This is a genomic window from Niabella sp., from assembly GCF_030150205.1.
GTDB lineage: Bacteria > Bacteroidota > Bacteroidia > Chitinophagales > Chitinophagaceae > Niabella.
On the sequence record NZ_JASLGT010000009.1, the window covers coordinates 11,871 to 38,033 of the forward strand.

The following is a 26,163-nucleotide window of genomic DNA, read 5'->3' on the forward strand; positions in this document are numbered from 1 at the left end:
AATATGTGTTTTGCCATCCCAGGCTGATAGTTGACCGCCGCTAACCTGCTCTTAAAACATCAATCCCAATCCCAATGTGCCGCCTGCAACCGTATGATCACCGTATCGCTGGGCTTTAAAATTGATTGAAGGAACCAGCGAAAGCAGGTCGCTGATGTAAAATTTATAAGCGGCTCCCAGCTTGAGAAAGGGCCCCCCGTTAAAAAAGGGTTTATGCTCTTTGTTGCTGGTTTGTAAGGCCGGTGCATAGCCTGCATTCACCAGGAACATGGTTCCATTGATGCTGTTGCGGGGATAATACCGGAAATCGGCAAAAATGGGAAGCGAAGTGACCCGCGCGCCATGAGCATGCAGCGTATCATCGGTTACAGCAGCCGATGGATAATATTTATAATGCGAAAACTGCAACCCAACGCCAAGGCCAACAGAGAACTGGGGATTTACAAAATAACCATTGATGGTCTGCATTTCAAACCCCGCTTTAAACCGGGCATTGCCTTCATTCAGCATCGCCGAATCAATGGACCACATTACCTGGAGTTCTGCGGGGGTAGTGATATTGAAGTACCCTTTTTCCTGTTTTGTCTTTAAGGATTGTCCCTGCGTAAGGATCGTTACAATAAGGAGCAATGGTAGCAGCAATGCGCGGCTGGCAATCTGTAGCATGGTCAATCGTTTAATGGTTGATGAAGAAACAAGATGGTCCGAATACCCGGCAACAGCTGCGTCCCCGGCGTATTACAGATACGTGCAGGTGTATAAAAAACAGTCTGTTTATAAGTAAAACAACCCTTTATTAAAAGTACATTATAGTTTTCTTTAATCAAAATAATGCGACAAAAACATTGCATTTTTGTAGCCCTAAAATGTTGAAACGATGTTTACCGCTGGTGTGGCCCGTAAGGGCGTGTTGATGCTTTTATGTTGCATGTGTCTTTTATGGGCTGCTGCCCAGGATATGGATTCGGCCCGGTTTGTAAAAACGGCCTGGAAAAAAGAGCGGTTGGGTTCCGGTGTCCGGCTGTTTACCCGCCAGTTTGAAAACAAAGAACTCTTTGCATCGAACCAGTTCATTGCTTATGCGGTGGTAAAAAATCGTGGTGGGCGGCGACGGTTTCGTATCGCAGCTGAAAAAAAATTGTTGAAACCGGTATCCGTTTTTGCTAAGGAAGGAGACGCAATTGTGGCGGTGAACGGTAATTTTTTTAATACAAAAGACGGCGGTTCGGTAGATTATGTGAAAACAGACGGTCAGGTGGTTAGTGAAAATCTTGTGGGAGCGCATGGAAAACTGAGTGTGCACCAGCAATCTGCCGTAGCCATCGAAAAAGGCAAACTGTCTATTGTAACGGGCGGAGATGATTCAGGCTGGACGAACCATATCGCTGCCAGCTCCGTTTTAGCCAATGGCCCTTTATTAACCCTGCATTCCGTTGATGCAGTAATGGATGCTTCGGCTTTTTCGCAGAACCGGCATCCCCGTACAGCCGTAGGCGTTACCAAAAAAGGGAAGGTGATCCTCCTTGTGGCCGATGGGCGGAATGCGAATGCGGCAGGTTTAAGCCTGAATGAGTTACAGAAAATCATGCGTTGGTTAAACTGCACTGCTGCCATCAATTTCGATGGTGGCGGTTCTTCCACTTTGTGGACCCGGAAAAGCGGAGTGATCAACCATCCGACAGATAATAAGAAATGGGATCATGAGGGCGAGCGGGCGGTAGCTAATGTATTGTATTACAGTAGATAAACGGCCTGTTTTGCAGATTTATCAGCCCTTTTTCCACAAGCTGTCCAATTTACCGCTTTCAGATATGGAAATCTGGCGATTAGCGCTTACTTTTGCGCCTTAAAATCACGGATATTCCGCATTAAAACAGTCAGAAAACTATGGCAGGTCAGTTAAAAGAGGTTCGCAATCGCATCAGTTCGGTACAAAGCATGCAGCAGATTACCAAGGCAATGAAAATGGTAAGTGCGGCAAAATTCCGTCGTGCACAGGATGCCATCCTTCAAATGCGGCCTTATGCCCAGAAGCTGCAGGAAATGCTGAGCAATATCGTGAGTAATAACGACGGTGATACCGAAATGGCACTGGCTGCTGAACGGCCGGTTGAAAAAGTACTGGTGATCGCCATTACCAGCGATCGTGGATTGGCGGGAGCGTTTAACGCAAATGTAGTGAAGCTGACTAAATCCCTGATCCGCGAAAAATACCAGCGCCAGTTTGAAAAAGGCAATGTAACCATCTGGAACCTGGGTAAAAAAGGATATGAGGCGCTGACAAAGGCCGGGTATAAAACCGATGATACTTATAAGGATATTTTCCTGCAGCTCTCTTTTGAGAATGTGCAGAAGATTGCTACCGAAGCCATGAAGGCTTTTGAAGAGAAGCAATTTGATGCAGTGGAGATCGTATACAGCCAGTTTAGAAATGCGGCAACACAGGTCTTTACAGTGGAGCCCTTCTTACCCATCCCGAAAGTGGAGAAGAAAGAAGGTGTTGTAAAAGCAGATTTTATTTTTGATCCCAATAAAGAAGAGCTGATTGGAGAGCTGATGCCTAAGATCCTGAATACGCAATTGTTTAAGGCAGTGCTGGATTCAAACGCTTCTGAGCACGGCGCGCGGATGACTTCCATGGACAAAGCATCAGAGAACGCAAATGAAATGTTGCGGAACCTGAAACTTTCCTACAACCGGGCGCGCCAGGCGGCCATCACTACAGAGTTGACGGAGATCGTAAGCGGTGCCGCAGCCTTACAGGGATAATTAAGTTTGAGATTTGAAGTTTTTGGTCTGATGTTCAGCCTCAAATTTCAAATTTTTAACATCAAACGCTTATCATGGACATAACCGGATTGATTCCACATATTGAAGCACTGATCTTCGCAAGCGATAAGCCGCTTACCCCGCTGGAGTTGACGGACCTGCTGAACAACGCATTCGGGTTCATGGAAGATAAGATCACGTTGGATCAGGTAGAAGCCTCTATTGAAGGGGTTGTAGAAAAATATAACTCGGAGTTTTACCCGTTTGAAGTACGTGAAAGCGGTGGCGGCTGGCAATTCCTCACCAAAAAAGATTATCATAAAACGGTTGCCCAGATCAATGGGGATAAGTTTATGAAACGCCTGTCGCCGGCGGCACTTGAAACCTTATCGATCATTGCGTATAAGCAGCCGGTTACAAAGGGCGAGATTGAAGCCATCCGGGGCGTTAGTGCAGACTATGCCATTCAGAAATTGCTGGAAAAAGAACTGGTGATTATCAGCGGCCGGAACGAAAAGCTGCCCGGTCATCCCCTGGTGTATTCCACCTCAAAAACATTTATGGATTATTTTGGCATCAATTCAGCAGAAGAGCTGCCGAAAATAAAGGAAGTGCTGGCAGAGCAGGAGATCCTGCCTACGCCGGTTGATGAAGAGGGAAATGCGATTGTGCCGGATGCCGTAGTTGATGATGCAGCTCATCCGCTTGTTGTGGCGGAAAATGGAGAACTGGTAGAAGCCGCCGGAACAGATGATGCCACCGCTACAGCTGATGAAGTCCAGCAGGAAGAGGCTGTATCTGAAGAAGCGCAGGAAGGAGAAACGATAGAAGGGCAAGAAGATCCAGAACCTGAAACCCCATCGCAGCAAGAAGACCATGCGGAAGCGGATACGGATATAGAAGCAGGAAATAACGAAGAAGATTCAACAGAAGATAACTCGAAGAAGCCGGAGGAAGAGTAACTGCTGCCCGGCATATTATTTTTTATGTAGCAGTAATTTTACTGCTTTTTTTGTAAATACCATTATGAGCGAACAATTAACAAACGAACAGCTGATCCAGATTGCACAGGAATTTGGAACCCCGGTATATGTATATAATGCTGATAAAATTGAAAAGCAATACCAGCGATTGCGTACCGCTTTTGATGGGGGGCGCGTAAAGATATTTTATGCGGCAAAGGCATTAACCAATCTGAGTGTGCTTCGTTTTATTCATAAACTGGGCGCGAATGTGGATTGCAGTTCTATTAACGAGGTAAAGCTGGCGCTGCAGGCGGGTTTTGAGCCTTCGAGGGTACTGTATACCAGCAATGGGATCCATTTTTCTGAAATTGAAGAGGCGCTGAAGCTGGGCGTGTTTGTGAATATCGATAGCCTTTACAATCTTCAGAAACTGGGTGAAAAATATGGCGCCCAATATCCGGTGGGTGTGCGGCTGCGTCCGAATATTATGGCCGGCGGCAATCTTAAAATATCAACGGGGCACGACCGGAGCAAATTTGGTATTCCTGTGGAGCAACTGGGGCTGTTAGAGGCGCTTATAAAGCAATATGATATCCGGATCCACAACCTGCATATTCATACCGGAAGCGATATTAAAGACGCGGATATTTTTATAAAAGGAATTGATGTGCTATTTGATATTATTCCGCATTTTCCCGATCTGAAATCGATTGACCTGGGCGGAGGTTTTAAAGTGGCATATAAAGATGGTGATCCGGTGATCAATATCGAGGAGCTTTCGCAAAAAGTGCTGGCGGCCTTTGATGCACATGAAGCCGCACGCAACCTGGAGATCTGGTTTGAGCCGGGTAAGTTTATGGTAAGTGAATGCGGGTACCTGGTTACATCCGTGAACCTTTTAAAGGAAACGGCGGCTACTACCTTTGTAAGCATCAACAGCGGGTTCAATCACCTGATCCGCCCGATGTTTTATGATGCCTACCACCGGATCGAGAATCTAAGCAATCCCGATGGGGCAACAAAGCCCTATTCGATAGTGGGAAATATTTGTGAAACGGATACGTTTGCCTGGGACCGGCCGCTGCCGGAAGTACGGGAAGGGGATCTGCTGGTGTTTTATAATGCCGGAGCTTATGGCTATGAAATGGCCTCTACCTTTAACTCCCGTTTTCGTCCTGCGGAAGTGATTGTGCGTAATGGAAAAGCGCAGCTGATCCGTAAAAGAGATACACTGGAAGATCTGACCCGTAACCAGGTAGTGGTGGAGCTTTGATGTTTTTTGAGGAGGGAAGTCCGTATTTAACCATAAGATGCGGAAGCGCAAAGAATCCCGGAGGTTTTGATAACATATTTGAGGGTATCGGCTTTACCGATGCCCTCTGTGTTTCAGTGGCATAAAGAATGCGCGTGATTATAGTGGCCGGGATGAAAAGAACGGAATATGAAGGTGTTGTATATCACCCCTTCGGGGTTTAAATCTCCAATGATTCGATGCTAGTATCCTTGCATCCCTTCGGGATTGAGAAAGCTGCTATTACATCCAAACACTGCATATTTGTCCTGGTTTAAATAAGAGCGGAGCGCATCTGAGTTATTATATCACTCTCAAACAGCTACCGATCATTTCTGCTCTTCAGGATTCAGCAGGAAAGACCAATGATTGATCCATGAGCGGTGCAACAGGTAAATCCCGAAGGGATGACATGATTATAACAACTAGCCCCGGAGATCAGGAACCCCGAAGGGGTGACATGAATCATCGGAGTTGGGGTTGTGCCAATTTTTGCAATGTTGTATATCACCCTTTCGGGGGTTAAATCCTTCAATGATTCGATGCTAGAGTCATTGCATCCCTCCGGGATTGATAAAGCTGCTATTACATCCAAACACTGCATATTTGTCCTGGTTTAAATAAGGGCGGAACATATCTGATTGTTGTCCCATAATCAAACAGCTATAAATTATTTCTTCTTTTCGAATCCACGTGAAAACCGATGATTGATCCGTAAGATGTAAAATAGGTAAATCCCGAAGGGATGACATGATTATAACAACTAGACCCCGGAGATCAGGAACCCCGAAGGGGTGATATGAATCATCGGAGTTGGGGTTGTGCCAATTTTTGCAATGTTGTATATCACCCCTTCGGGGTTTAAAACCTCAATGATTCGATGCTAGAATCATTGCATCCCTTCGGGATTGAGAAAGTAATGATTCCTTAAACTCAGCGCGTTTGTTCTGGTATAAAGAGGAAAATGCATCTGAATATTATTCCATAATCAGCAGCTATAAATCATTTCATAGCAGGTGATAGATCCGTAGGAGATGAAACAGGTAAATCCCGAAGGGATGACATGATTATAACGAAAACGAGCCACGCAACTGTATGCAGGCGTTATAAGGAAACACCCTGCACCGCTGCAGAAGTGTGCGATCCTCCGCGGCGGACAGGTACATGACCGCCACCATAAGTGCCATCGCCTGGGCTATAAAAATTATACGTTAAACCGGAAATGCATGATGTCGCCGTCTTTCACCGGGTACTCTTTTCCTTCAATACGAAGCTTTCCTGCATCACGGGCTCCTGCTTCGGACTTGTATTGCACAAAGTCATTGTAAGCGATCACTTCGGCTTTGATGAACCCTTTTTCAAAATCGGTATGGATCACACCGGCACATTGAGGCGCTTTCCACCCGTTGTGGAAGGTCCAGGCGCGCACTTCCTGCACGCCCGCAGTGAAATAGGTATTTAGTCCCAGTAATTTGTAGGCCGAACGGATCAGGCGATCCAGGGCGGGTTCCGTCATTTTATATTCATCCATAAACAGCGCCTTGTCATCCGGATCCTCCATTTCAGAGATCTGCGCTTCAATCGAATTATTCATCACGATCATTTCCGCATTTTCGCTCACAATGGATGCTTTCAATGCTTCTGAAAATTTATTACCGGTGTGCATAGAAGGTTCATCCACGTTTGCAACATATAAAACCGGCTTGTCAGTAAGCAGGAAAAGGTCGGCAACAGTTTCCTTTTCTTCTTTGCTCAGGTCCAGGGAACGAATGCTTTTTCCCTGCTCCAGGTGTGCCTTGCATTGCAGCAGCACTTCCAGCTCCACTTTTGCCTTCGGATCAGTTTTGGCCTGCTTTTCTTTTTTCTGGATCTGCTTTTCCACGCTGTCCAGGTCTTTTAACTGTAATTCCGTATCAATAATTTCTTTATCACCCACGGGGTTAATAGCCCCTTCATCCCGCAAAATATTCTCATCCTCAAAACAGCGGATCACATGAATAATAGCATCTACTTCACGGATATTGGCCAGGAATTTATTGCCCAGCCCTTCGCCCTTGCTGGCACCCCGCACGAGTCCGGCGATATCAACGATTTCGATCTGCGTAGGCACAACCCGCTCCGGTTGTACCAGCTCCGTAAGTACGCTCAGCCGCTCATCAGGTACGTTTACAAGACCCACATTGGGCTCGATGGTACAAAAGCGGTAATTGCTTGCCTGTGCTTTTGCACTGTTGCTAACTGCGTTAAATAACGTTGATTTTCCTACGTTGGGTAATCCCACGATGCCTGCCTGTAATGCCATTATGCGATAAAATTCAAATTACAAATACGAAATACTAAATTCTAAATCTCAAATTCCAAAACCCAGGTTCCAAATTTCAAACCCGGCCTTCGATCTTTGGATCTTTGGATCTTTGGATCTTGGATCTTTGGATCTTTGGATCTTTGGATCTTTGGATCTTTGGATCTTTGGATCTCAATTTTCCGGCCGCAAAGGTACAAATTCTCCGGCGCAATTCTCAAATAAAGCCTAACTTCCCGCTTTCGATTTAAAATCATAATCTGACGCATTATGGCATTGAGCAGGATCTGGTCGGCATTTATCATTATCGCTATTCTGGTTGCCGCCTTCAAGTGCTTTTTTCTGGGAGAAACACAGCTTTTCAGCTACATGATCAGTGGCAAGGCCAGCGACCCCGCCAACCCGCTAAAGCTGGATGGGGTTATTGAAACCTGCTGGGTTGCTGTGGAGATCTGTCTGAAACTGATCGGGGTCCTCTGTCTTTTTATGGGTTTTATGAGCATCGCGGAAAAAGCCGGGGGGATCCGGTTTTTATCCCGCATCATTGGTCCCTTTTTTTCAAAGATCTTTCCGGACGTACCCAAAGATCATCCGGCCATGGGACATATGGTGATGAATTTTTCGGCCAATTTCCTGGGACTGGATAATGCGGCAACACCCTTCGGCCTTAAAGCAATGGATAGTCTGCAGGAACTGAACCCGAATAAAGAAGTAGCCTCCAATGCCCAGATCATGTTCCTTTGTTTACATGCGGCAGGCTTTAATTTAATACCGGTGAGTGTTATCGCTATCCGGGCGGCTCAAAACGCTTCTGACCCTACCGATGTATTTATTCCCTGTATGATCGTGACCTTTGTGGGAACGCTGGTAGCCCTGATCATTGTTTCATTCCGGCAAAAAGTGAATCTCTTTCAACCGGTGATCCTGGCCTGGCTGTTGGGCATATCGGCAGCCGTGGTGGCCCTGGTGCTTTATGTATCTTCTTTAAATGCCGCTTCGATCCAATCCTTTTCCGGCGTCCTGAGCAATGGACTGATCCTGCTGGTGTTTATACTGATCGTATTGGGAGGCGTATATAAAAAAATCGATGTATTCAGTTCGTTCATCGATGGGGCCAGGGGCGGTTTTGATACGGCGATAAAGATCATTCCTTATATCCTGGGTATCCTGGTTGCTGTAAGTATGCTGCGTACCAGCGGAACTTTTGACATGGTCATAAACGGGATGAAATATGTATTTCATGCCATGGGAGCAGATACCCGTTTTGTAGATGCCCTGCCCACCGCATTGATCCGTCCGCTTAGCGGAGGCGCGGCCCGGGGAATGATGGTAAGTACCATGACCACTTTTGGTCCGGATTCTTTTGCCAGTAAGCTTTCGGGCGTATTCCAGGGCGCTGCCGACACCACGTTTTATGTAGTGGCGGTTTATTTTGGTGCCGTGGGGATTAAAAATACACGGTATTCCATCGGCACCATGTTGCTGGCCGACCTGGCTGGTATCATAACGGCCATCGGTATCAGTTATTTGTTTTTTGCTTAAACTTTTCGCCTGCTTCCCTGTTTTAAGTTTTTATGGAAACGCCTTCCCGTTACCAGGTTAATACGACGTCCTTTGATCATTACTGGAAAAAAGGAGCAGGGCGTTTATTATTGCAGCAATTAGGATATACACCCGATATCCGGAATGCAGACTCCCTTAAACGATACCTGCTGGAATGGGACCGGGCCGGAGATGCCGTGGTACACCAGCTTTATAACCAGGTGGGGTTTGCAGCAGCGCATGCGGAGTTGGAAGCCTATCTGCGGAACGACAACATAAGCAGGAAAGCTTCGCTTATCCTGGGTACTTTCTTCAATACTTTTGAAATCAATCCCTCCTGGCTGGATCATGATAAAATAGATAAGGGCATTGAATTAAGTCAGCGCTCCGGCATTCCCGGTTTGCTGGTATTGCGCAATTATTGTTTAATGGGCGGCTATGAATCTGCAGCTATCAATAAGCCACTGATCTACACCGGGGCGCTAAAAAAAGGTGCTGCGAAACGGCTCACTGAAACAACGCTTTTCTGGATCAGCATTACCCGTTCCGGAGCCTTTAAGAATGGCGGACGTGGATTGTTCCAGGTGCTTAGTACCCGCCTTATTCATTCGTATTCCCGTGTAAACATCCTTGAAAAAACAGATTGGGATACAGCGCAATGGGGTGTGCCGCTGAATACCTGGGATATGCTGGCTACACAACTGGGCTTTTCACTGGTTTTTCTTACCGGTCTGCGGCGTATGGGATTCCGGCCCTCTGCTGAAGAAACGGAAGGCCTTTTTCATTTGTGGAAATATATCGGATACCTTCTAGGCATTCCCCTGGAACTGTTGCCGGAGAACGAACCGGAAGCGATCGAAGCCCTCTACTACTGGACCATGACCCAGTCGAAAGGTGATGCCGATTCGGTGGCCCTGGCGCAGGCGCTGATCAGTGAAACCGTAACTTCCGGCTTTCCGAAATCGATATGGGCGCGCAGGCTGATGCAGCAGTTGCACCTGTTTTACAATCATTTCTTCCTGGGGGGCTATTCCTGTAGTTTGCTACAGATTCCCAGGCCGGTGGTTGGAAATATCGCCTACTTTTTCTTGTGGCGCCTTAGAAGGCTGGAGCGGAAGATGCACCAACCGGAGTTTCGTGAAAAAGCTATCCGGGAGGGAGGAGCACGCCAGGCCCGGGCGCTGGAAATTTACCTGAAATATAAACGGTTCTAATATCAGTTAAGGCAGGTGCAGGCAGTATAAGCCCGGGTTCCGTCCTTTTGCTGTTCGACGGTATATACTTTTTTGAAGCTGCCATCGCTGTCTCTTTTTAATAATGCAACACCGGTATGATATTTTTGAAGTATATACGCCATTGCAGCTTCTTCTGTAGCTCCGCCCCAACCTTTCAATTGATTGATTTCATCAATTAATAACTTAGGGAAGGTAGGCTGGTATTGTATTTGGGCGATGGTATCCCGAATGCCCCGGGTTCTGGGAAAGCGGGTGTTAAAGACCCTGGCAGCCTGTGCGCTGACAAGCACCAGGGCGTACTGCGTGCCGTTGGGTAGTACGATAAATTTTTGATACGTTTCATTATTGGCCATTGCCTGGTCAATAAAATGATACAGATCACCACTGGATGGCGGACGGTTTTCCGGATGATTATGCAGGTCTGCAAAACGATGGGTGATAGAGGGAACAAGGGCCGTATTCACTGTGCCGTTACTGATCGCCGAATGTATGATGCTGTCGTTGGAGGCAAGGCCAAAGGATATGGCATGCTCCTTTTGATCGATCGCAGCCCTGGTGATCGCTGCCAATGCAGCACGGTACATCATGTGTTTTGAAAAAAGCGTGGCTTTTTCTGCGATGGCTTTCGTTTCTGCACAGGGATCCTGTAATGCGTATACCGGTGTCATGGGCGGACGAAAACAGCCCGTTACAAAAGAAAACAGTGCCGCCGGAATCAATAAAGAGATGCTCTTTGTTATGCGGGCATGATAACCCGTCATAACGGCTGCTGATTTTTTTGCATGTATGCTGCAATATAGCGCTCATTGCTGTCCTGGCTTTGGGCAAGGGTATGAATGATCTTTTCCTGTTCGGCTGTTGTTTTGTTCTGACTCAGCTTTTGCTTGGCCTGGATTTCGGTAGCCCGGATTTTAAACGCCACAATGCCCTGGCTCATTTTAAGTTTAAAGTCTGGCGGAAGCTGATCATACCGGGTTTTATAAGCCTGTTCATACTGCGCAACGGTCTGGTCCAGTATTTCAAAGACGGCATCCTGTTCTGTAATCAGGGATCCCTGGCCGTAAACATGAACGGCTATATAATTCCAGGTAGGTACATTGAGTTCCTTTTCATAGTGAAACGGCGAGATATAGGCATGCGGTTCCTGGAAGATCACCAGCACCTGTCCATTGTTTTCAATCTGTTTCCACTGAGGATTGGCTTTGGCGAAATGAGCAATCAATACCAGTGAATCATTTTCCTGTTTCATAAGGAAAGGCAGGTGCGTGGCGATGGGGAGCGCCTCCGCGGCTGTTGTAACAATCGTTCCGAATGAAAACCGTTCTATAAAGGAGCGGATCTCTTCATTGTTGGTCATGCGATTGATCGAAGGAATATACACAATTATAAAAAGTTGTTTTGCATGGATCGAATCCTGTTGCTGAATACCAGCTCATCAAAGTTAACCGCTTTCTTTGAATATGGATCTGTTGGGAGGATGCCGGAGAAATGATTAATTTAGCAATGCATGTAACAATTCTTCAAAAAGCAGGAGCTACCGGATAACAGCCCCCTGTATTTTAAACGCCTTAAATCTTTACCATGGAAAGGGAACACTATTTAGAAGTGCATTATATTAACCGGAGCGGATGGCTGCGGGCTGCGGTGCTGGGCGCCAACGATGGCATCCTGTCTACATCGAGCCTGGTGATCGGTATTGCTGCGGCCACCGATCTACGCAATCCGATTGTACTGGCGGCGCTGGCAGGTATTGTGGCCGGTGCCTTTTCTATGGCGGCGGGTGAATATGTGTCTGTAAGCTCGCAGTCGGACATTGAAACCGCTGATCTGAAAAGGGAAGAAAAAGAGTTGGCAACCATGCCGGATGTGGAGCTAAAAGAACTGGCGAAAATATATGAGGGCCGCGGACTGTCTCCGGAACTATCCATGGAGGTAGCCCAGGCACTTACGGCGCACAATGCATTGGAGGCCCACGCCAAGGATGAGCTGGGCATCAATGAAATGACGCAGGCCCGTCCGTTTCAGGCGGCAATCGCTTCCGGAGCTTCCTTTATTGCCGGTGGTGTGCTGCCCCTGGTGGTGGCTATTTTTGCGCCGGTTAAATACATGGTGGTTAGCGAATATCTAAGCTCCATTGTGTTCCTCGCCATTGCCGGTATGATAGCTGCCCGGGCCGGTGGATCCAGTATCATAAAAGGAATCCTGAGGGTTTGTTTCTGGGGTACGGTGGCCATGGGCGCTACCGCGCTGGTGGGTTATTTGTTTGGGGTGCAAACGGGATAGGAGACTGGTTTGCCAGGGAGGAATAGCAATTAGCAGGTAGCTATCAGATGATCCGGTCCTGTTTGAGGTTTTGTCTTTTGATCTTTGATTTTTATTCCTGGCGCTTTAGAATTTAGGGTTTAATATTTTGATTTTTTTTTTGGATCTTGTCTTTTGATATTTGTGATTTGGATCTTGTTTTTTTGACCCTTTAGAATTTGGTATTTAATATTTAGAATTTATTCCAGGTCAGGAGCTTTCAGTTTTCAGCCATCAGTTATCAGTTGTGATGTCATGCGATGAGGTCTGTCTCTCTCTCTCTCTCTCTCTCTCTTGGAATTTTTTTGGATCTTGTCTTTTGATATTTGTGATTTGGTTCTTGTTTTTTGACCCTTTAGAATTTGGTATTTAATATTTTAGAATTTATTCCAGGTCAGGAGCCTTCAGTTATCAGCCATCAGTTATCAGTTATCAGTGTCATGCGATGAGGTCTGTCTCTTTCTTTTGGATTTTTGGGATCTTGTCTTTTGATATTTGAAATTTGGTTCTTGTTTTTTGGTTTCCTGTATACAGAATTTATTGACCATTCACTATTCCCCCGGGGCAGGGGTTAATCTTTTCCTAATTCAAACCTATGGGTTCGGTTGCGGGTATGCTTCCGGCTATTTTTGTGTATTACTAAAATAAGCAACCAGATGTCTATGAAAAAATTAATGCTTTTCCTGTTGTGGATGTTTTGTTCCACTGCTTTATTTTCACAGGTATATAAACTGGAACCGGTATTTACGGGCAGGATACAAATGACCTATCTTTCTTACTGGAAACAACTGGAGAAGCAACCGGGTCAGGAAAAGACCGACACATTTTCGCTTTGGGGATACCAGCTTTATCACGACAGCTGGGATACGGGCGCTTATGAAGTTACGTATTTCAAAGGGAATGCGGCGGAGACATACCGTTTCTTACAGGCGATTGATGCGTTTGCTGAAAAGTATGAAAATGAAGATAAGGTAACAACCACTATTTCGGGGGTGCGCGTTAAAACTTTCAACCAGATGCGGTTTAAGTATACCCTGGTGTTTGACAGGGAAAATAAAGTGGTTTGTAAATTTACTCCCAAACAATGGAAAAATATCCGGACTCAATTTGAATCCTTTTGCCAGACTAACCAGATCCGGTATAACAGCCGGTAATGTTTTATAAGCTACAAAGGATTTCAGTCGCCGCTTCCAGTATATCATCGTTCTTGGCAAAGCTCAACCGTACCTGCCGGATCCCCGGAGGCTTCCGGTAAAAGGCACTTAATGGAATAGTGGCTACTTTATGTTCTGTTGCGAGCCAGCGGGCAAACGCAATATCATCCATATCGCTGATGGCGCTATAATCGAATAGTTGAAAATAGGTGCCTTTTGACGGGGCTTTCAGCTGAAACCGGGAAAGCTGCATCCTTTGAATCAGCAGATCGCGTTTGGTTTGCAGCATTACTGAAGCGGGCTCCTGGTCAGGCAATAAAAGATATTTTGCCAGCGCGTATTGGGCCGGTGTGTTTACACTAAAGCTCAGGTACTGGTGAATGGAACGGAAGGCTTCGGTGAGTGCCGGGGCTGCGATTAAGAAGCCAACCTTCCAGCCGGTAATATGATACATTTTCCCAAAGGAATATACCGACAGCACTTTCCCTTCCAGGCCTTTTTGAAGAAATCCCGGAAGGTGTAGCTGTCCGTCATACACGATGGTATCATAAACCTCATCCGATATAACATAGATCTCCCGTTCGCCAATGATCGAAGCCAGTTGATCCCAGTCGGCAGAGGTCCATACCCTTCCGGTTGGGTTATGCGGTGTGTTAATGATAATGGCTTTCGTTCTTTCCGTAATGGCATCCCTGATCTGCTGCCAGTCGATCTCGAAGTTTTTCTGTTCATCGAGCTGTATACAAACCGGAATGCCCCCGTTAATTTCGATGGCCGGCACATAACAGTCAAAAGCCGGTTCCAGGTAAATGACTTCATCCCCTTTATTCAGTACCGTTGTCAGCGCGGTAAAGATGCCGTAGGTAGCGCCCGGCGTAACAGTGACGGTGTCCGGACTGCAATAATCTGTTTGGTGCCTGTTGTTAAAAACGGCCGCAATATTTTCCCGCAGTTCCGTCAGTCCTGGCATTGGGGCATACTGGTTGAAGCCTGCTGTTGTCGCCTCCTTTAGTAAATCACTTAGTGCCGGGAACACCGGAAAATCGGGCAGACCCTGTGAAAGATTGTAGGCATTTTCTTTCCGGGCCAGTGACGACATAGTGGTGAAGATATTGAGCGCAGCAGCTGTATGTTTAGGAATCATTTTCATGTTTATACGTTATAGGACCGGATTAGTTTAAGCCATTCCATTCCTGGTAAAATTGTTCCACAAAGGTTTCCATAAACCTGTGCCGGTCTTCGGCCATTTGTTTGCCGGTTGCCGTGTTCATCTTGTCTTTTAATAAAAACAATTTTTCATAAAAATGATTGATAGTGGGGGCCTCGTTGTTTTTGTATTGTTCTTTTGTGGTATAATGCGCCGGTTTTATGGCCGGGTCGTATAATTTCCGGTTCTTATACCCCCCATAATTAAAAGCCCGGGCAATGCCGATAGCGCCCAGTGCATCCAGCCTGTCCGCATCCTGCACAATGTCCAGCTCAATGGTTTTATAGTTTTCTGATGTATAGCTTCCTTTAAAGGAAATATGGCGGATAATATTTTCCACTGCGGTAATAACCGGTTCGGCCACCTGTTCTTTTTCCAGGAATTGCCGGGCAATACGCGGACCCAGGGTCTCATCACCGTTATGAAATTTAGCGTCGGCGATATCATGCAGCAAAGCTCCCAACTCCACCACCAGGAGGTTGGATGTTTCCTGTGCTGCAATATGTTTGGCAGTTTTCCAAACCCGCTCAATATGAAACCAGTCGTGCCCGGCCTCTGCACCCTGTAGCTGCTGCTGAACAAAAACAAGCGTCTTTTCAATTATCTCATTGTGTGCTGTCATGCTGATAAAGATTCCGGAACAAAGATATTTATTTCGGCATAAGCGCACGCAGGGCCGGTATTTTAATTAAGTGTCCGGAGTGGCTGGTGATGACTTTGACCGCAGATACCGCTGTGTTTTACGCAGATGTTCGCCGGCCTTTCCTGGCGAAATCTGATGTCCTGTATTATTGTGCTTTCATAATCCCAAAGGGATGCAATACTAATAGCATCGGGTGATTGGAAGGGTTTTAAACCCCGAAGGGGTGACATACAACACTGTAAAAATTGGCACACCCCTTACTCCGATGATTCATGTCACCCCTTCGGGGTTCCTGGTCCCCGGGGCTTAGCTGTGTTATAATCATGTCATCCCTTCAGGATTTACCTGTTGCACCTCTTATGGATCAATCATTGGTCTTTCCTGCTGAATCCTGAAGAGCAGAAATGATCGGTAGCTGTTTGATAGTGATATAATAACTCAGATGAGCTCCTTATTAAAACCAGGACAAATATGCAGTATTTATGTACTAGCAGCTTTCTTCAATCCCGAAGGGATGCAAGGATACCAGCATCGAATCATTGGGTGATTTAAACCCCGAAGGGGTGACATACAACACTGCAAAAATTGGTACACCCCATACTCAATGATGCATGTCACCCCTTCGGGGTTCCTGATCTCCAGATCTAGTTGTTATAATCAGATCATCCCTTCGGGATTTACCTGTTTCATCTCTTACGGATAACCTGCTATGAAATGATTTATAGCTGCTGTCAATGGAATAATAATTCAGATGCATTCTCTTTATACCAGCACAAACACACTAAGTTTAAGGAATCATCACCTCCTCAATCCCGAAGGGATGCAAGGATACTAGCTTCGAATCATTGGGCGATTTAAACCCCGAAGGGGTGACATGAGCCATGTTCTCGAAATTTTCAGGAGCATTATCCCCGGAATCATCATCATTGGTGGATGTAAATAATTTAAAGACGTTTTCCCCTGTAATTTAAAGCGGGTGTGTTAATTTTACTGCTTTGCCAGGATATCCGCTACAACGCATAAATACGCTATCGCATTATGGATCTGAAAAGAAAGGTACATGCCGCCGCCGCGGCGATCAAAGAGGAAGTAACCGGCTTCCGGAGACACCTGCACCAGCATCCGGAGCTTTCCTTTAAGGAGTTCCGGACTTCGGCATTTATAAAAGAAGCACTGGACAGGATGAACATCCCCTGGAAGCCCATTGCAGGAACGGGTGTGCTGGCGGTTATAAAAGGAGCGGGATCTTCTGATAAAGTAATTGCTTTGCGGGCCGATATCGATGCATTACCCATTACAGAGGCGAATGCGGTGGCGTACCGGTCGGTGCATGATGGGGTGATGCACGCTTGCGGACATGACGCGCATACCGCGTCCCTGTTGGGTGTGGCGCGCATCCTGGAATCGATGAAGGCCGATTTTTCAGGAACCGTTAAACTGATCTTTCAGCCGGGAGAGGAATTGCTGCCGGGCGGGGCAAAGCAGGTGATTGAAGAAGGTGGATTAACCGATCCCCAGGCGGATGTGGTGTTGGGGCAGCATGTGATGCCGGCGATTCCGGCAGGAAAGATCGGAATGCGTACCGGTTTGTTTATGGCATCGATGGATGAAATAAAAATAGAAGTATACGGAAAAGGCGGCCATGGCGCAGAACCACATAAAGGGGTGGATCCGGTGATGATCACCTGCTCGCTGCTGCAGGCATTGCAACAGGTGGTGAGCCGCAATGCGCCGCCGCTGATGCCTACCGTTTTGTCTTTTGGAAAATTAAAAGCAGACGGCGCCATCAATATCATTCCGGATATGGTGCTTATTGAAGGTACGTTCCGTACCCTGGATGAGTCCTGGCGAACAGAGGCTCATCGCCGTATAAAAGAACTGGCGCAGACCCTGGTATCTGGCATGGGAGGGCGATGCGAGATCGAGATTCGCAGGGGATACCCGCATTTAAAGAATGATGAAGTCCTGGGGGAACAAATGCGTACCTATTTTGAGGAATATGCGGGCCCGGAGCAGGTCCTTCCCCAGGATATCTGGATGGCCTCTGAAGATTTTGCTTATTATAGCCAGGAACTGCCATCATTTTTCTATCTGCTTGGCGTGCGCAATGAAGGCCTTGATATCTGTTCGGCCTTACATACGCCCACCTTTAATATCGATGAAGAAGCGCTGGAGCTGGGAATGGGGTTAATGGCCTATGGGGCCCTCCGGTGGCTGGAAAATGCTTCGAATGCTTAATCCAGTAACAATCCCATCAGTATATTATCGGTAAACCGTCCATCCGGTTCTTTTATATAATGCGATTGCCGACCGGTTTCCCTGAATCCCATTTTTTGATAAAGGGCGATGCCCGGTTCATTGGTGGCATGTACATGCAGCCAGATGGTTTTCAATATGCCCTTGCGCTGGGCCCAGTTTACAGCGGTACCGATCAGCGCGGTTCCCAGGCCGATCGATTGCCATTGTTTCCGGATGGCAATTCCCAGCAGGGCATTGTGCCGTATCTTACTACGGGGTTCCCCGCGCAGCTGAAGATTTCCAATGATTTTGTGATTGTATACGGCCACCAACAGCAAGCTGTTGTCGCTTTCGTTCAACGAGCGGATCCAGGCCTGTTCCTGTGATTTTGTAAAGTTAAATTCATTAACGGTAGTGATCAGATAGGGACTTTCCTGCAGATAACGCCAGCCGGCTTCCAGCAAGCCCTCGGCATCTGTTTTTATGGCGGCTCTGATGGTAATGCTAACCTGGTTCTTTAGGGTTACAATAACCGGATCGATTTTCATACCCAAAATTAATAAAGCGGCAGGGTATGATCATTCATTTAATATGATACATTTGTTTTTATGAAATGGCTGGCTTGGATACGTACGCACAGGACCTGGGTATTGCTGGGAATAACAGCACTCGTTATTAAACTGGTTTCCCTGTTTCCCGGTTTTGTGGAAACCTGGTACACACGTGGCCTTTATATGGGCATTTCAAAAACATTGCGGTTCCTTTTTGGATGGCTGCCTTTTAGCATCGGGGATGTTTTTTATGCAGTCCTGATCTTTTATATCCTGTTCATCGCTGCCCGCGGCATTAAACGGTTCTTTAACCGGCGCAAACAGCCCATACGGTGGGCCGCCGGTTTCCGGAAACTGGCTTTTGCGGTGTTATTGCTTTATGTGGTTTTTTATGCCGCCTGGGGGTTGAACTACAGCCGGCAGGGTATTGCTGTTCAGTTTGATCTTCCTGAGAAAAACATAACCACACAGGATATGGATACGCTGGTGCAGCTGCTGCATACCCGCATTAATCATGATATAACCTTATTGCGGATACAGGACCGGGATTCGCTTACCAACCAGGAATATCTTTTTAAACAGGCAGAAGAAGCGTATCGCCTTACCCGGAAAAGATATCCCTTTTTAGACAGCCGGCCGGTATCGGTAAAGTCCTCGCTTTTTGGCAGGCTGATGAACTATACAGGCGTGCAGGGTTATTACAATCCATTTTCCGGGGAGGCGCAGGTAAATACTACCATTCCAGACTTCCTGTTGCCTTCTGTAGTTACTCATGAAATAGGGCATCAGGCGGGTTATGGAATGGAAAGTGAAGCCAATTTCCTGAGCTTTTTGACCAGCCGGCAACATCCTTCTATTCATTTTCAGTATGCAACCGATTTTGTAATGTATGCGTATGCCCAGGGCATGTTATATATGGCCGATTCAACGAAGGTAAAACAATACGACAGTACCCTTCACCCGCAGGTGCAACGGGATATGGCGGCCTATCGCGCTTTTTATGAAAAGTACCAGGGCAAAGTAGAAACGGTTGTCAGCTGGCTGTATGCCAATTACCTGAAGATTAACAACCAGCCCGCAGGAAAATATGCATACGATGAAGTGGTATACTGGCTGGTGGCCTGGTACAAAAAATATGGCAAGGATGCTATATAATGTTTGGTAATTACCGGTGTTGAAAAAGTTTAATAAATGTTAAAGGCAGTGTTTTAACGTTTATGCAGACTCAAATAACGCAATAACAAGTATCTGCATTTGTCTGGCGCAGCATATATGAATAAGGCATCACTTGTGTAAACCCGGAATTATTTCGTAGTTCTAAAATTTCGCAAAGATTTTCTAACCTGCCGCTATTACGCGCTTCGTTTCTTAAATTTGGTAAAATTTCAGATCAATGGACGTATTGATTCGGGAAGAGCACAGTGCAGATGCAACGGCCATTTCGGAAGTAAATGAAGAAGCTTTTGGAAGGGCAGATGAAGCGAACCTGGTAGACCTTCTCAGAAACAGCAGTGCTTTTGTTCCGGAACTTTCGCTGGTAGCGGAAATGGACGGCACGATCGTTGGGCATGTGCTTTTTACCAAAATAAAGATTATTGACAGTTTCAATCATCGTTTTGAAAGCCTGGCGCTGGCGCCCATAGCTGTCCGCAGCTCCTTTCAGCGGCAGGGGATCGGTGCAGCGCTGATCCGGGCGGGGTTGCATAAGGCCCGGGAAATTGGTTATCTTTCTGTAATTGTATTGGGACATGAGACCTACTATCCGAAATTTGGTTTTCAACCCGCTTCGCGCTGGAATATACAGGCCCCGTTTGATGTGCCGGATGAGGCTTTTATGGCAGTGGAACTGGTAGAGTGCGGTTTGAAAATGGTATCCGGTATTGTGGTTTATGCAAAAGAATTTGAAGCGGTTTAACCAACGCAGTGCGCTGATGTTGCCAAAATGTAATGCTTCGGGAAAAGTATATATATGAAACGTTTGATTGTAGACATGGATGGAGTGCTGGCTGATGTATATAGCCAGTTCAGGAAATATGAGCGGTTAGACCTGGGTATTGAGCAGGACGAAGCCGCAATTATCGGGAAAACAGAACGGGAAGCCTTTAAAAATGTACGGACCTATGTAAACACGCCCGGCTTTTTCCTGGAAGCGCCGGTAATACCGGATAGCGTGGAAGTAATGCAGCAGCTAAACCAGCAATATGATCTGTATATCGTTTCTTCGGCTATGGAATTTCCCCTAAGCCTTTATGAAAAATATCAATGGCTGCAACAACATTTTCCCTTTCTTATCTGGGAGCAACTGGTGCTCTGTGGTTCCAAGAAGATCGTTCAGGGCGATATTATGCTGGATGATCACTTTAAGAACCTGGATCATTTTGGTGGTAAAACCCTGTTGTATTCCCAGCCACACAACATGCAAAGAGACGCCGGCAAACATCAGCGCGTAGCAAACTGGCAGGAGGTACGGCTGGTTTTGCTATAAAGCCGGATCGGCCTCCAGGCCCAAAATTACCCGGCGCAATAATAAAAGTGTCTGCATGGTAGTGATCTCGATGTTTTGTTCACGGTCAAACCGGAGTTGCAGCAGTTTGGTAACCACCCGGTCCTGGTTTCCTGCAGCGATCCAGATTGTGCCCACCGGTTTGTTAGGGGTACCTCCATCCGGCCCGGCAATGCCGGAAGTGGCAACCGCATAATCAGTACCCAGTTGCTTTAAAGCGCCCTTTACCATGGCCTCCACGGTTTCGCTGCTCACCGCGCCCTGCATACGAAGGGTTTCAGCCGGTACTTCTAAGAGCGCTTCTTTAATAAGGTTGGAATAAGAAACAATGCTTCCGTTGTAATAAGCGGATGCACCGGGTACGCGGGTGATCCAGTGTGCAACGTTGCCACCGGTGCAGCTTTCGGCGGTAGCCATTGTTTTTTGCTGTTGCAGCAGCAGATGGCCGATTACTTTTTCAATGGGCTCATCTTCTTTTGAAACAACGATATCATCGAGCAGGGCCGTCATCTGGCCAAACTGGAAATTTATTTGTTCGGTAAGTTGTTCCTCCTGCTGCCCCTGCGCCGTAAGCCGGAGTTTTACAACACCATAGCTGGGCAGATAGGCCAGTTTTATATGCCTGGGCAGGGCTGCTTCAAAATCCAGCAGCCGTTCGGCCACCATCGATTCACCCATACCTGCTGTAAAAGCCGTACGGTGTATGATAAACGGAAATTTAAAATGTTTCAGCAGCCGGGGAATCACTGCTTCTATCAACAACCCTTTCATTTCGTGTGGTACACCCGGTAATGAAACGAAGACCACATTCCGGCCATTCACATTTTTTTCAAACCACATACCGGGTGCCGATCCGCGGGCATTGTGTAATACTTTTGCTACATCTGGTACCTCTGCCTGCTTTTTGTTGCGTTCGGCAATGGGGCCGGGCCGGCGGTATACTTCCCGGAACAGGTATTCGATGTGCCTGGCCACATCCGGGTCAAGCACCATTTTACCCCCGAAATAATTGTTCAAAAGTGGTTTGGTAATATCATCGGCCGTTGGTCCCAGTCCACCGGTAAGAATAACGATCTGCGCCTCTTTGGATTCTTCATCCAGTGCCTTTTCAATGTCTTCCGCTACATCGCCCACGGCTACCCGTCTTTTAACCCAGATCCCCTTTTTATTAAATTCCTGTGCAATAAAAGCGCTGTTGGTATCGATGGTTTGGCCGATCAGTAACTCATCTCCGATTGTAATAATGGACGCATTCATAAATTTCCATGCATTTAGTTTGCAAATATCCTTATTCTTCCGTTACCGGGCTGAAACAGTTTGAATGGAAAGGGCATGGTGCTGCTCTGAGGACTCAGGTTTGGGAGTTGCCGCAGAGATCCCTCCACTGCGGTCGGGATGAAGAGAACGACCCTGGCCTGGATGATGATGGCGGTCCGGTTTGACCGGATATGCTGCCTGTTTGACCGGCCTTATTTTAATTTTTTTAATTGAATATTCCTGAAGTCGATCGGCTGGCCTTCGCTTTGCAGGGCAATATAGCCGGAGGTAAGGGCTTTGCCATCGATCTTCTGATCGGGTGCATACCGGTTTACCACGGGGCCTCCGATCTGGGGTTTTGAATATTGCATTACGGTATCCCCTTCGATAATATGGGTGATCAGCGAATCGCCGTGTACGATCAGTTCGCCTTTTACCCAAACGCCGGGCGGGAATGTTTTGGAAGAAGAGTTGATGCAATGCCGGGTATCCAGTTTGCCCTGGTAAAAAATATGCGTACCCGGTGAGCACATGTTGCCGGTTGTTCTTGGCTGGCCATCTGCCAGTCCGGCCAGTAACTGCATTTCAATAGAGATGGGCCAGTCCTGCTCTTTAGGCATTGTACGCGGGTCCTGGGAGTGATACATGATACCGCTGTTTTCAATCGTATATTCCGGCGCATCGGTTCTCCATTCGGATTGCGGAAGAAAGCGGTATTCAAATTTCAGGTGATAATGAGACAGGGGTGTTTTATAATAAAGGTGACCATAACGCTCGTTAAAATGATCATAACCATCATACCGCACTTTGATCATGCCGTCTTCTACGCGGAATGTATTGGCATAATTGTCGCCGGTTTCATGATGATGGATCTTTACGATCCAGTTGTTAAGGTTTTTACCATTGAACAGCGACTCCCAGCCATCCTTTGAAGTGGAGTTATGCGTACCGGTACAACCATTGAAAATGACAACAACGGCCATGAAAAATAAAAGTGCGGGTATGTAATGTCTGGAAAACATAAATTGGGTTGGATAAAGATAGGGAATTGTATAAAAGAAGCAGGGACGGTTTTCTGGTAGCCGGGTATAATGTGAAAATGTGAAAATGTGGAAATTTGAAAATGAAGCTGCCGTTACAGCTTCGGGATTCTTTCTTTAAACAGCTTTCAGTGATCAGTTTTCAGCCTTTAGCCGATTACGCCCGGGATTATAAGTTTGTCTTCTTGCATCAGGTGTCAAATGGATCTAGCTGGAACTTTAAAGCTTTTCCTTCTTTAGGAATGTGAAAATGTGAAGATTTGAAAATTTGAAAATGAAGAGGCCGTTATGCTTCGGGATTCTTTCTTTAAACAGCTTTCAGTGATCAGTTTTCAGCCTTCAGCCGATTACGCCCGGGATTATAAGTTTGTCTTCTTGCATCAGGTGTCAAATGGATCTAGCTGGAACTTTAAAGCTTTTCCTTTTTTAGGAATGTGAAAATGTGGAAATGTGAAAATGAAGCGACGGTGCTTGCCTGGAGATTTTTCTTTAGCCGGTATACCGCGTGGCGTTCTGCAGGAATGTAAAATATTGAATACGAAATGTGAAAATGTGGAAATGTGGAAGTGCAGGAACAGATCACCGAGCATGAAATGGCTCCAACGTGAAACCTTAAACCTGAAACTTGAAACAGCTTTCAGTCGTCAGTAATCAGTTTTCAGTCGATTACGTCCGGGGGCACAGATTTGCCTTTTCTCATCGGGCATCAAACGCAACCCAACCTGAAGCCGGAACGCAATGCCGAGCAGTGCACCGGGGCTCAAGTGAGTGACACAAGTAAAGCTGATAGCAGTACTGCCGCTGGGTACCTAAAAAAAATCAGTACTCAAACTTTCTTAAGGTAGGTGTTTTCAGCCAGGCTGCGGCCACTACGATCAGCGTCATGCCACCGCCAAAAATTACGGAAGGGATAACGCCCATTACCCGCGACATCATGCCACTTTCAAACTGTCCCAGTTCATTACTGCTGGTAACAAACATGCTGCTGACACTGCTTACCCGGCCGCGCATATGATCCGGCGTTAATAATTGCATCACAGTGCCTCTTACTACTACACTGATACCGTCGAGGATACCGGAGACCAGTAATGCAAAGAACGAAAGCAGGAACCATTTGGATAACCCGAATAAAATGATACAGATGCCATAACCGGCAACGGCGATCAGCATCTTTTTACCCTGGGCCTTTTTCATGGGGGAGAAGGTGAGGGTTAGTACAATAATGATGGACCCTATGTCTGCAGCGGCGTTCAGCCAGCCATAACCCATGGGCCCGATCTTTAGAATATCGGAGGCAAAAACGGGGATCATGGCCACGGCTCCGCCAAAAAGCACGGCAAACATATCCAGTGCCATGGCTGCCAGCAGCGCCTTGGTGCGGAATACAAAACGCAGGCCTTCCTCTACACTTTCCCATGTTTTCTTTTCAACATTGCCTTTAAAAGGCGGTTTGGGCTTTAGCCGGGTAAGGGCCAGCAGGGCCAGGAAAATAAGAACCGCAATTACAATAAAGGTGTTGGTGATACCGGCCAGCGCAATCAGGAAGCCGCCCACGGCATGCCCGGTAACTGAAGCAGAAAGCCAGGTGCCCTGGTTCCAGGTAGTGGCGTTCTGAAGCAGGTGCCTGGGTACAATCGTGGCGATCATTGAGTTTAAGGAAGGACCGGCAAAGGAGCGAAGTATACCCGTGAAGAAGAATGTGCCATAAATAAACCAGGTGATGTGCCGGATATGAAAGGAATGCCCGGCCGCGCTGGTAGAAAGAAATAAGAGAAAACAGGCTGCGAGGAAGTACCCGGTGATCGATTGCAGTAATAGTTTCTTTTTGTCGCTCACATCTACCTTATGTCCGGAATACAGAGCCAGCATAAATGCGGGAATGACTTCCGAAAGCCCGATTAACCCAATGGCCGCGGGATCTTTGGTAAGTTTGTAAATCCACCAGCCTACAACGGTGGTAATCATGCGCATGGCGCATACAAATAAAAAGCGCCCGGTCATTAAGTTCCGGTATTCAGGAATGCGTACTGCTGCAAAAGGATCATCGGTTACCTGGACAACAGGTTGTTGTTCATCTTCCATGGAGGGGACAAAGGTACGGAAGGTTTACAATTAATACCTGGTAATCGGTGCTAAAAACCGGGTGTGTAATTCTAAATACTAAATGCTAAATTCTAAAGGGCAAAAAGCAAGATCCAAATTACAAATCTCAAAAGACAAGATCCAAAAAAATTCCAAGAGAGAGACAGACCTCATCGCATGACACTGATAACTGATAACTAATGGCTGATAACTGAAAGCTCCTGACCTGGAATAAATTCTAAAATATTAAATACCAAATTCTAAAGGGTCAAAAAAACAAGATCCAAATTACAAATCTCAAAAGGCAAGATCCCCAAAAAATCCCAAAAGCAAGAAACAAACATCTTCGCCTGACATCACAACTGATAACTGATGGCTGATAACTGATCACTGAAGACTAACAGCTGATAGCCGGCTGTTCAGGGCTCCAGCGAGATGGGATGTAACCCAGCAGTATAGGGCTTTTCGAGCGCTGCACGGATGATGTCCAGGTGAACCTGGTTGGTAATGAAATCGGCTCGCGAAGCATCTACAAATAAAATCGGCAGGGGAAGTTGTTTAATATATTGCAGATAGGTTTCCTGGATACGTTGCAGGTATTCGTCGGGGATTTTTTGCTCGTAGCTGCGTTGTCTTTTTTTAATGTTTTCCTGTAGCTTTCTTACAGGAGCGTGCAGGTAAATCAGCAACTGCGGTTGTATCAGTTGCTGCTGCACGATTTCAAACAGGCGCTGGTAAAGCTTGTATTCGTCATCCGAAAGTGTAACCCGGGCAAAGAGCAGGGATTTGGTAAACAGGTAGTCGCTGATCGTTAATTGCTGGAACATGTTTTTTTGCACCAGCAGCTCCTGTAATTGCTTGTACCGTTCGGCCATAAAAAATAGCTCCAGGGGAAAGGCAAACTGCTGCGGATTTTCATAAAATTTTGGCAGAAAAGGATTGTCGGCAAATTCTTCCAGCACCAGGCGCGCATTGTATGTTTTGCTCAATGCCGTAGCAAGGGTTGTTTTCCCCGCTCCAATATTTCCTTCGATGGTAATAAAATCGTACTGCATGTAACCGGCTGCAAAGTAAGCACAATTT

The 26,163-nt window shown here is 46.6% G+C and carries 23 protein-coding genes; 12 read left to right on the top strand and 11 right to left on the bottom strand.

Features of this window, described 5'->3' with window-relative positions; all coding sequences use genetic code 11:
* Window positions 1-51: 51 nt before the first annotated feature.
* Complete coding sequence (locus Q1V85_RS08140) at window positions 52-666, bottom strand: hypothetical protein (protein ID WP_300598808.1); 615 nt, start codon at window positions 664-666, stop codon at window positions 52-54.
* 211 nt (window positions 667-877) lie between these two features.
* On the opposite strand from Q1V85_RS08140, the gene Q1V85_RS08145 reads away from it, so the two are divergent.
* From Q1V85_RS08145 to lysA, 4 genes are all read left to right on the top strand, one after another.
* Window positions 878-1,747 (top strand): phosphodiester glycosidase family protein, encoded by an 870-nt coding sequence (locus Q1V85_RS08145; protein WP_300598809.1) that lies wholly within the window; start codon window positions 878-880, stop codon window positions 1,745-1,747.
* A gap of 140 nt (window positions 1,748-1,887) precedes the next feature.
* Window positions 1,888-2,769 carry an ATP synthase F1 subunit gamma gene (atpG, locus tag Q1V85_RS08150; protein ID WP_300598811.1) on the top strand — a complete coding sequence of 294 codons (882 nt, stop codon included), beginning with the start codon at window positions 1,888-1,890 and terminating at the stop codon, window positions 2,767-2,769.
* A gap of 74 nt (window positions 2,770-2,843) precedes the next feature.
* Window positions 2,844-3,731, top strand: a complete 888-nt coding sequence (scpB, locus tag Q1V85_RS08155) for an SMC-Scp complex subunit ScpB (RefSeq protein WP_300598813.1) — start codon at window positions 2,844-2,846, stop codon at window positions 3,729-3,731.
* 64 nt (window positions 3,732-3,795) lie between these two features.
* A complete protein-coding gene (gene lysA, locus Q1V85_RS08160; protein WP_300598815.1) occupies window positions 3,796-5,007 on the top strand; it encodes a diaminopimelate decarboxylase in 1,212 nt (403 codons plus the stop codon).
* A 1,222-nt stretch (window positions 5,008-6,229) separates the two neighbouring features.
* Here the strand turns inward: lysA and ychF are convergent.
* A complete protein-coding gene (ychF, locus tag Q1V85_RS08165; protein WP_300598817.1) occupies window positions 6,230-7,327 on the bottom strand; it encodes a redox-regulated ATPase YchF in 1,098 nt (365 codons plus the stop codon).
* 270 nt (window positions 7,328-7,597) lie between these two features.
* On the opposite strand from ychF, the gene Q1V85_RS08170 reads away from it, so the two are divergent.
* Together Q1V85_RS08170 and Q1V85_RS08175 are read left to right on the top strand one after the other, a co-directional pair.
* Window positions 7,598-8,869, top strand: a complete 1,272-nt coding sequence (locus tag Q1V85_RS08170; protein WP_300598819.1) for a nucleoside recognition domain-containing protein — start codon at window positions 7,598-7,600, stop codon at window positions 8,867-8,869.
* A gap of 32 nt (window positions 8,870-8,901) precedes the next feature.
* Complete coding sequence (locus tag Q1V85_RS08175) at window positions 8,902-10,083, top strand: oxygenase MpaB family protein (RefSeq protein ID WP_300598820.1); 1,182 nt, start codon at window positions 8,902-8,904, stop codon at window positions 10,081-10,083.
* Window positions 10,084-10,085: 2 nt separating this feature from the next.
* Here the strand turns inward: Q1V85_RS08175 and Q1V85_RS08180 are convergent, their stop codons facing one another.
* Together Q1V85_RS08180 and Q1V85_RS08185 are read right to left on the bottom strand one after the other, a co-directional pair.
* Window positions 10,086-10,865, bottom strand: a complete 780-nt coding sequence (locus Q1V85_RS08180; RefSeq protein ID WP_300598822.1) for a hypothetical protein — start codon at window positions 10,863-10,865, stop codon at window positions 10,086-10,088.
* The gene (locus tag Q1V85_RS08185) at window positions 10,862-11,485 is read right to left on the bottom strand and encodes an FMN-binding negative transcriptional regulator (protein ID WP_300598823.1); all 624 of its coding nucleotides are present in this window, start codon (window positions 11,483-11,485) and stop codon (window positions 10,862-10,864) included. Before Q1V85_RS08185 ends, Q1V85_RS08180 begins: the two co-directional genes overlap by 4 nt.
* A gap of 200 nt (window positions 11,486-11,685) precedes the next feature.
* On the opposite strand from Q1V85_RS08185, the gene Q1V85_RS08190 reads away from it, so the two are divergent.
* Entirely contained in the window at window positions 11,686-12,387 is a 702-nt protein-coding gene (locus Q1V85_RS08190; protein ID WP_300598824.1) for a VIT family protein, read from the top strand.
* A 674-nt stretch (window positions 12,388-13,061) separates the two neighbouring features.
* Window positions 13,062-13,559 carry a hypothetical protein gene (locus Q1V85_RS08195; RefSeq protein WP_300598825.1) on the top strand — a complete coding sequence of 166 codons (498 nt, stop codon included), beginning with the start codon at window positions 13,062-13,064 and terminating at the stop codon, window positions 13,557-13,559.
* Between the two features lie 4 nt (window positions 13,560-13,563).
* Here the strand turns inward: Q1V85_RS08195 and Q1V85_RS08200 are convergent, their stop codons facing one another.
* Together Q1V85_RS08200 and Q1V85_RS08205 are read right to left on the bottom strand one after the other, a co-directional pair.
* Window positions 13,564-14,709: a methionine aminotransferase gene (locus Q1V85_RS08200; protein WP_300598827.1), complete on the bottom strand. Its 1,146-nt coding sequence runs from the start codon at window positions 14,707-14,709 to the stop codon at window positions 13,564-13,566.
* Window positions 14,710-14,731: 22 nt separating this feature from the next.
* Window positions 14,732-15,388 carry an HD domain-containing protein gene (locus Q1V85_RS08205; RefSeq protein ID WP_300598829.1) on the bottom strand — a complete coding sequence of 219 codons (657 nt, stop codon included), beginning with the start codon at window positions 15,386-15,388 and terminating at the stop codon, window positions 14,732-14,734.
* A 1,059-nt stretch (window positions 15,389-16,447) separates the two neighbouring features.
* Between Q1V85_RS08205 and Q1V85_RS08210 the strand changes: the two genes are divergently transcribed.
* A complete protein-coding gene (locus tag Q1V85_RS08210) occupies window positions 16,448-17,647 on the top strand; it encodes a M20 family metallopeptidase (protein WP_300598831.1) in 1,200 nt (399 codons plus the stop codon).
* On the opposite strand, the gene Q1V85_RS08215 is transcribed toward Q1V85_RS08210, so the two are convergent.
* Window positions 17,644-18,195, bottom strand: a complete 552-nt coding sequence (locus Q1V85_RS08215) for an N-acetyltransferase (RefSeq protein ID WP_300598832.1) — start codon at window positions 18,193-18,195, stop codon at window positions 17,644-17,646. The genes Q1V85_RS08210 and Q1V85_RS08215 overlap by 4 nt on opposite strands.
* A 60-nt stretch (window positions 18,196-18,255) precedes the next feature.
* On the opposite strand from Q1V85_RS08215, the gene Q1V85_RS08220 reads away from it, so the two are divergent.
* The 3 genes from Q1V85_RS08220 to Q1V85_RS08230 all read left to right on the top strand — a co-directional run bounded on the left by Q1V85_RS08220 (window position 18,256) and on the right by Q1V85_RS08230 (window position 20,683).
* Window positions 18,256-19,353: a DUF3810 domain-containing protein gene (locus tag Q1V85_RS08220; protein WP_300598834.1), complete on the top strand. Its 1,098-nt coding sequence runs from the start codon at window positions 18,256-18,258 to the stop codon at window positions 19,351-19,353.
* A gap of 238 nt (window positions 19,354-19,591) precedes the next feature.
* Complete coding sequence (locus Q1V85_RS08225) at window positions 19,592-20,113, top strand: N-acetyltransferase (RefSeq protein WP_300598836.1); 522 nt, start codon at window positions 19,592-19,594, stop codon at window positions 20,111-20,113.
* Window positions 20,114-20,167: 54 nt separating this feature from the next.
* Entirely contained in the window at window positions 20,168-20,683 is a 516-nt protein-coding gene (locus Q1V85_RS08230; protein ID WP_300598838.1) for a 5'(3')-deoxyribonucleotidase, read from the top strand.
* Here the strand turns inward: Q1V85_RS08230 and Q1V85_RS08235 are convergent.
* The 4 genes from Q1V85_RS08235 to Q1V85_RS08250 form a co-directional block, all read right to left on the bottom strand.
* Complete coding sequence (locus tag Q1V85_RS08235) at window positions 20,678-21,958, bottom strand: CinA family nicotinamide mononucleotide deamidase-related protein (protein WP_300598840.1); 1,281 nt, start codon at window positions 21,956-21,958, stop codon at window positions 20,678-20,680. The genes Q1V85_RS08230 and Q1V85_RS08235 overlap by 6 nt on opposite strands.
* A 212-nt stretch (window positions 21,959-22,170) precedes the next feature.
* Complete coding sequence (locus tag Q1V85_RS08240) at window positions 22,171-22,980, bottom strand: DUF1080 domain-containing protein (protein ID WP_300598842.1); 810 nt, start codon at window positions 22,978-22,980, stop codon at window positions 22,171-22,173.
* Window positions 22,981-23,817: 837 nt separating this feature from the next.
* The gene (locus tag Q1V85_RS08245; RefSeq protein ID WP_300598844.1) at window positions 23,818-25,080 is read right to left on the bottom strand and encodes an MFS transporter; all 1,263 of its coding nucleotides are present in this window, start codon (window positions 25,078-25,080) and stop codon (window positions 23,818-23,820) included.
* Between the two features lie 419 nt (window positions 25,081-25,499).
* On the bottom strand, window positions 25,500-26,135 hold the full coding sequence (locus Q1V85_RS08250) for a deoxynucleoside kinase (RefSeq protein ID WP_300598846.1): 636 nt from the start codon (window positions 26,133-26,135) through the stop codon (window positions 25,500-25,502).
* Between the last annotated feature and the right edge of the window lie 28 nt (window positions 26,136-26,163).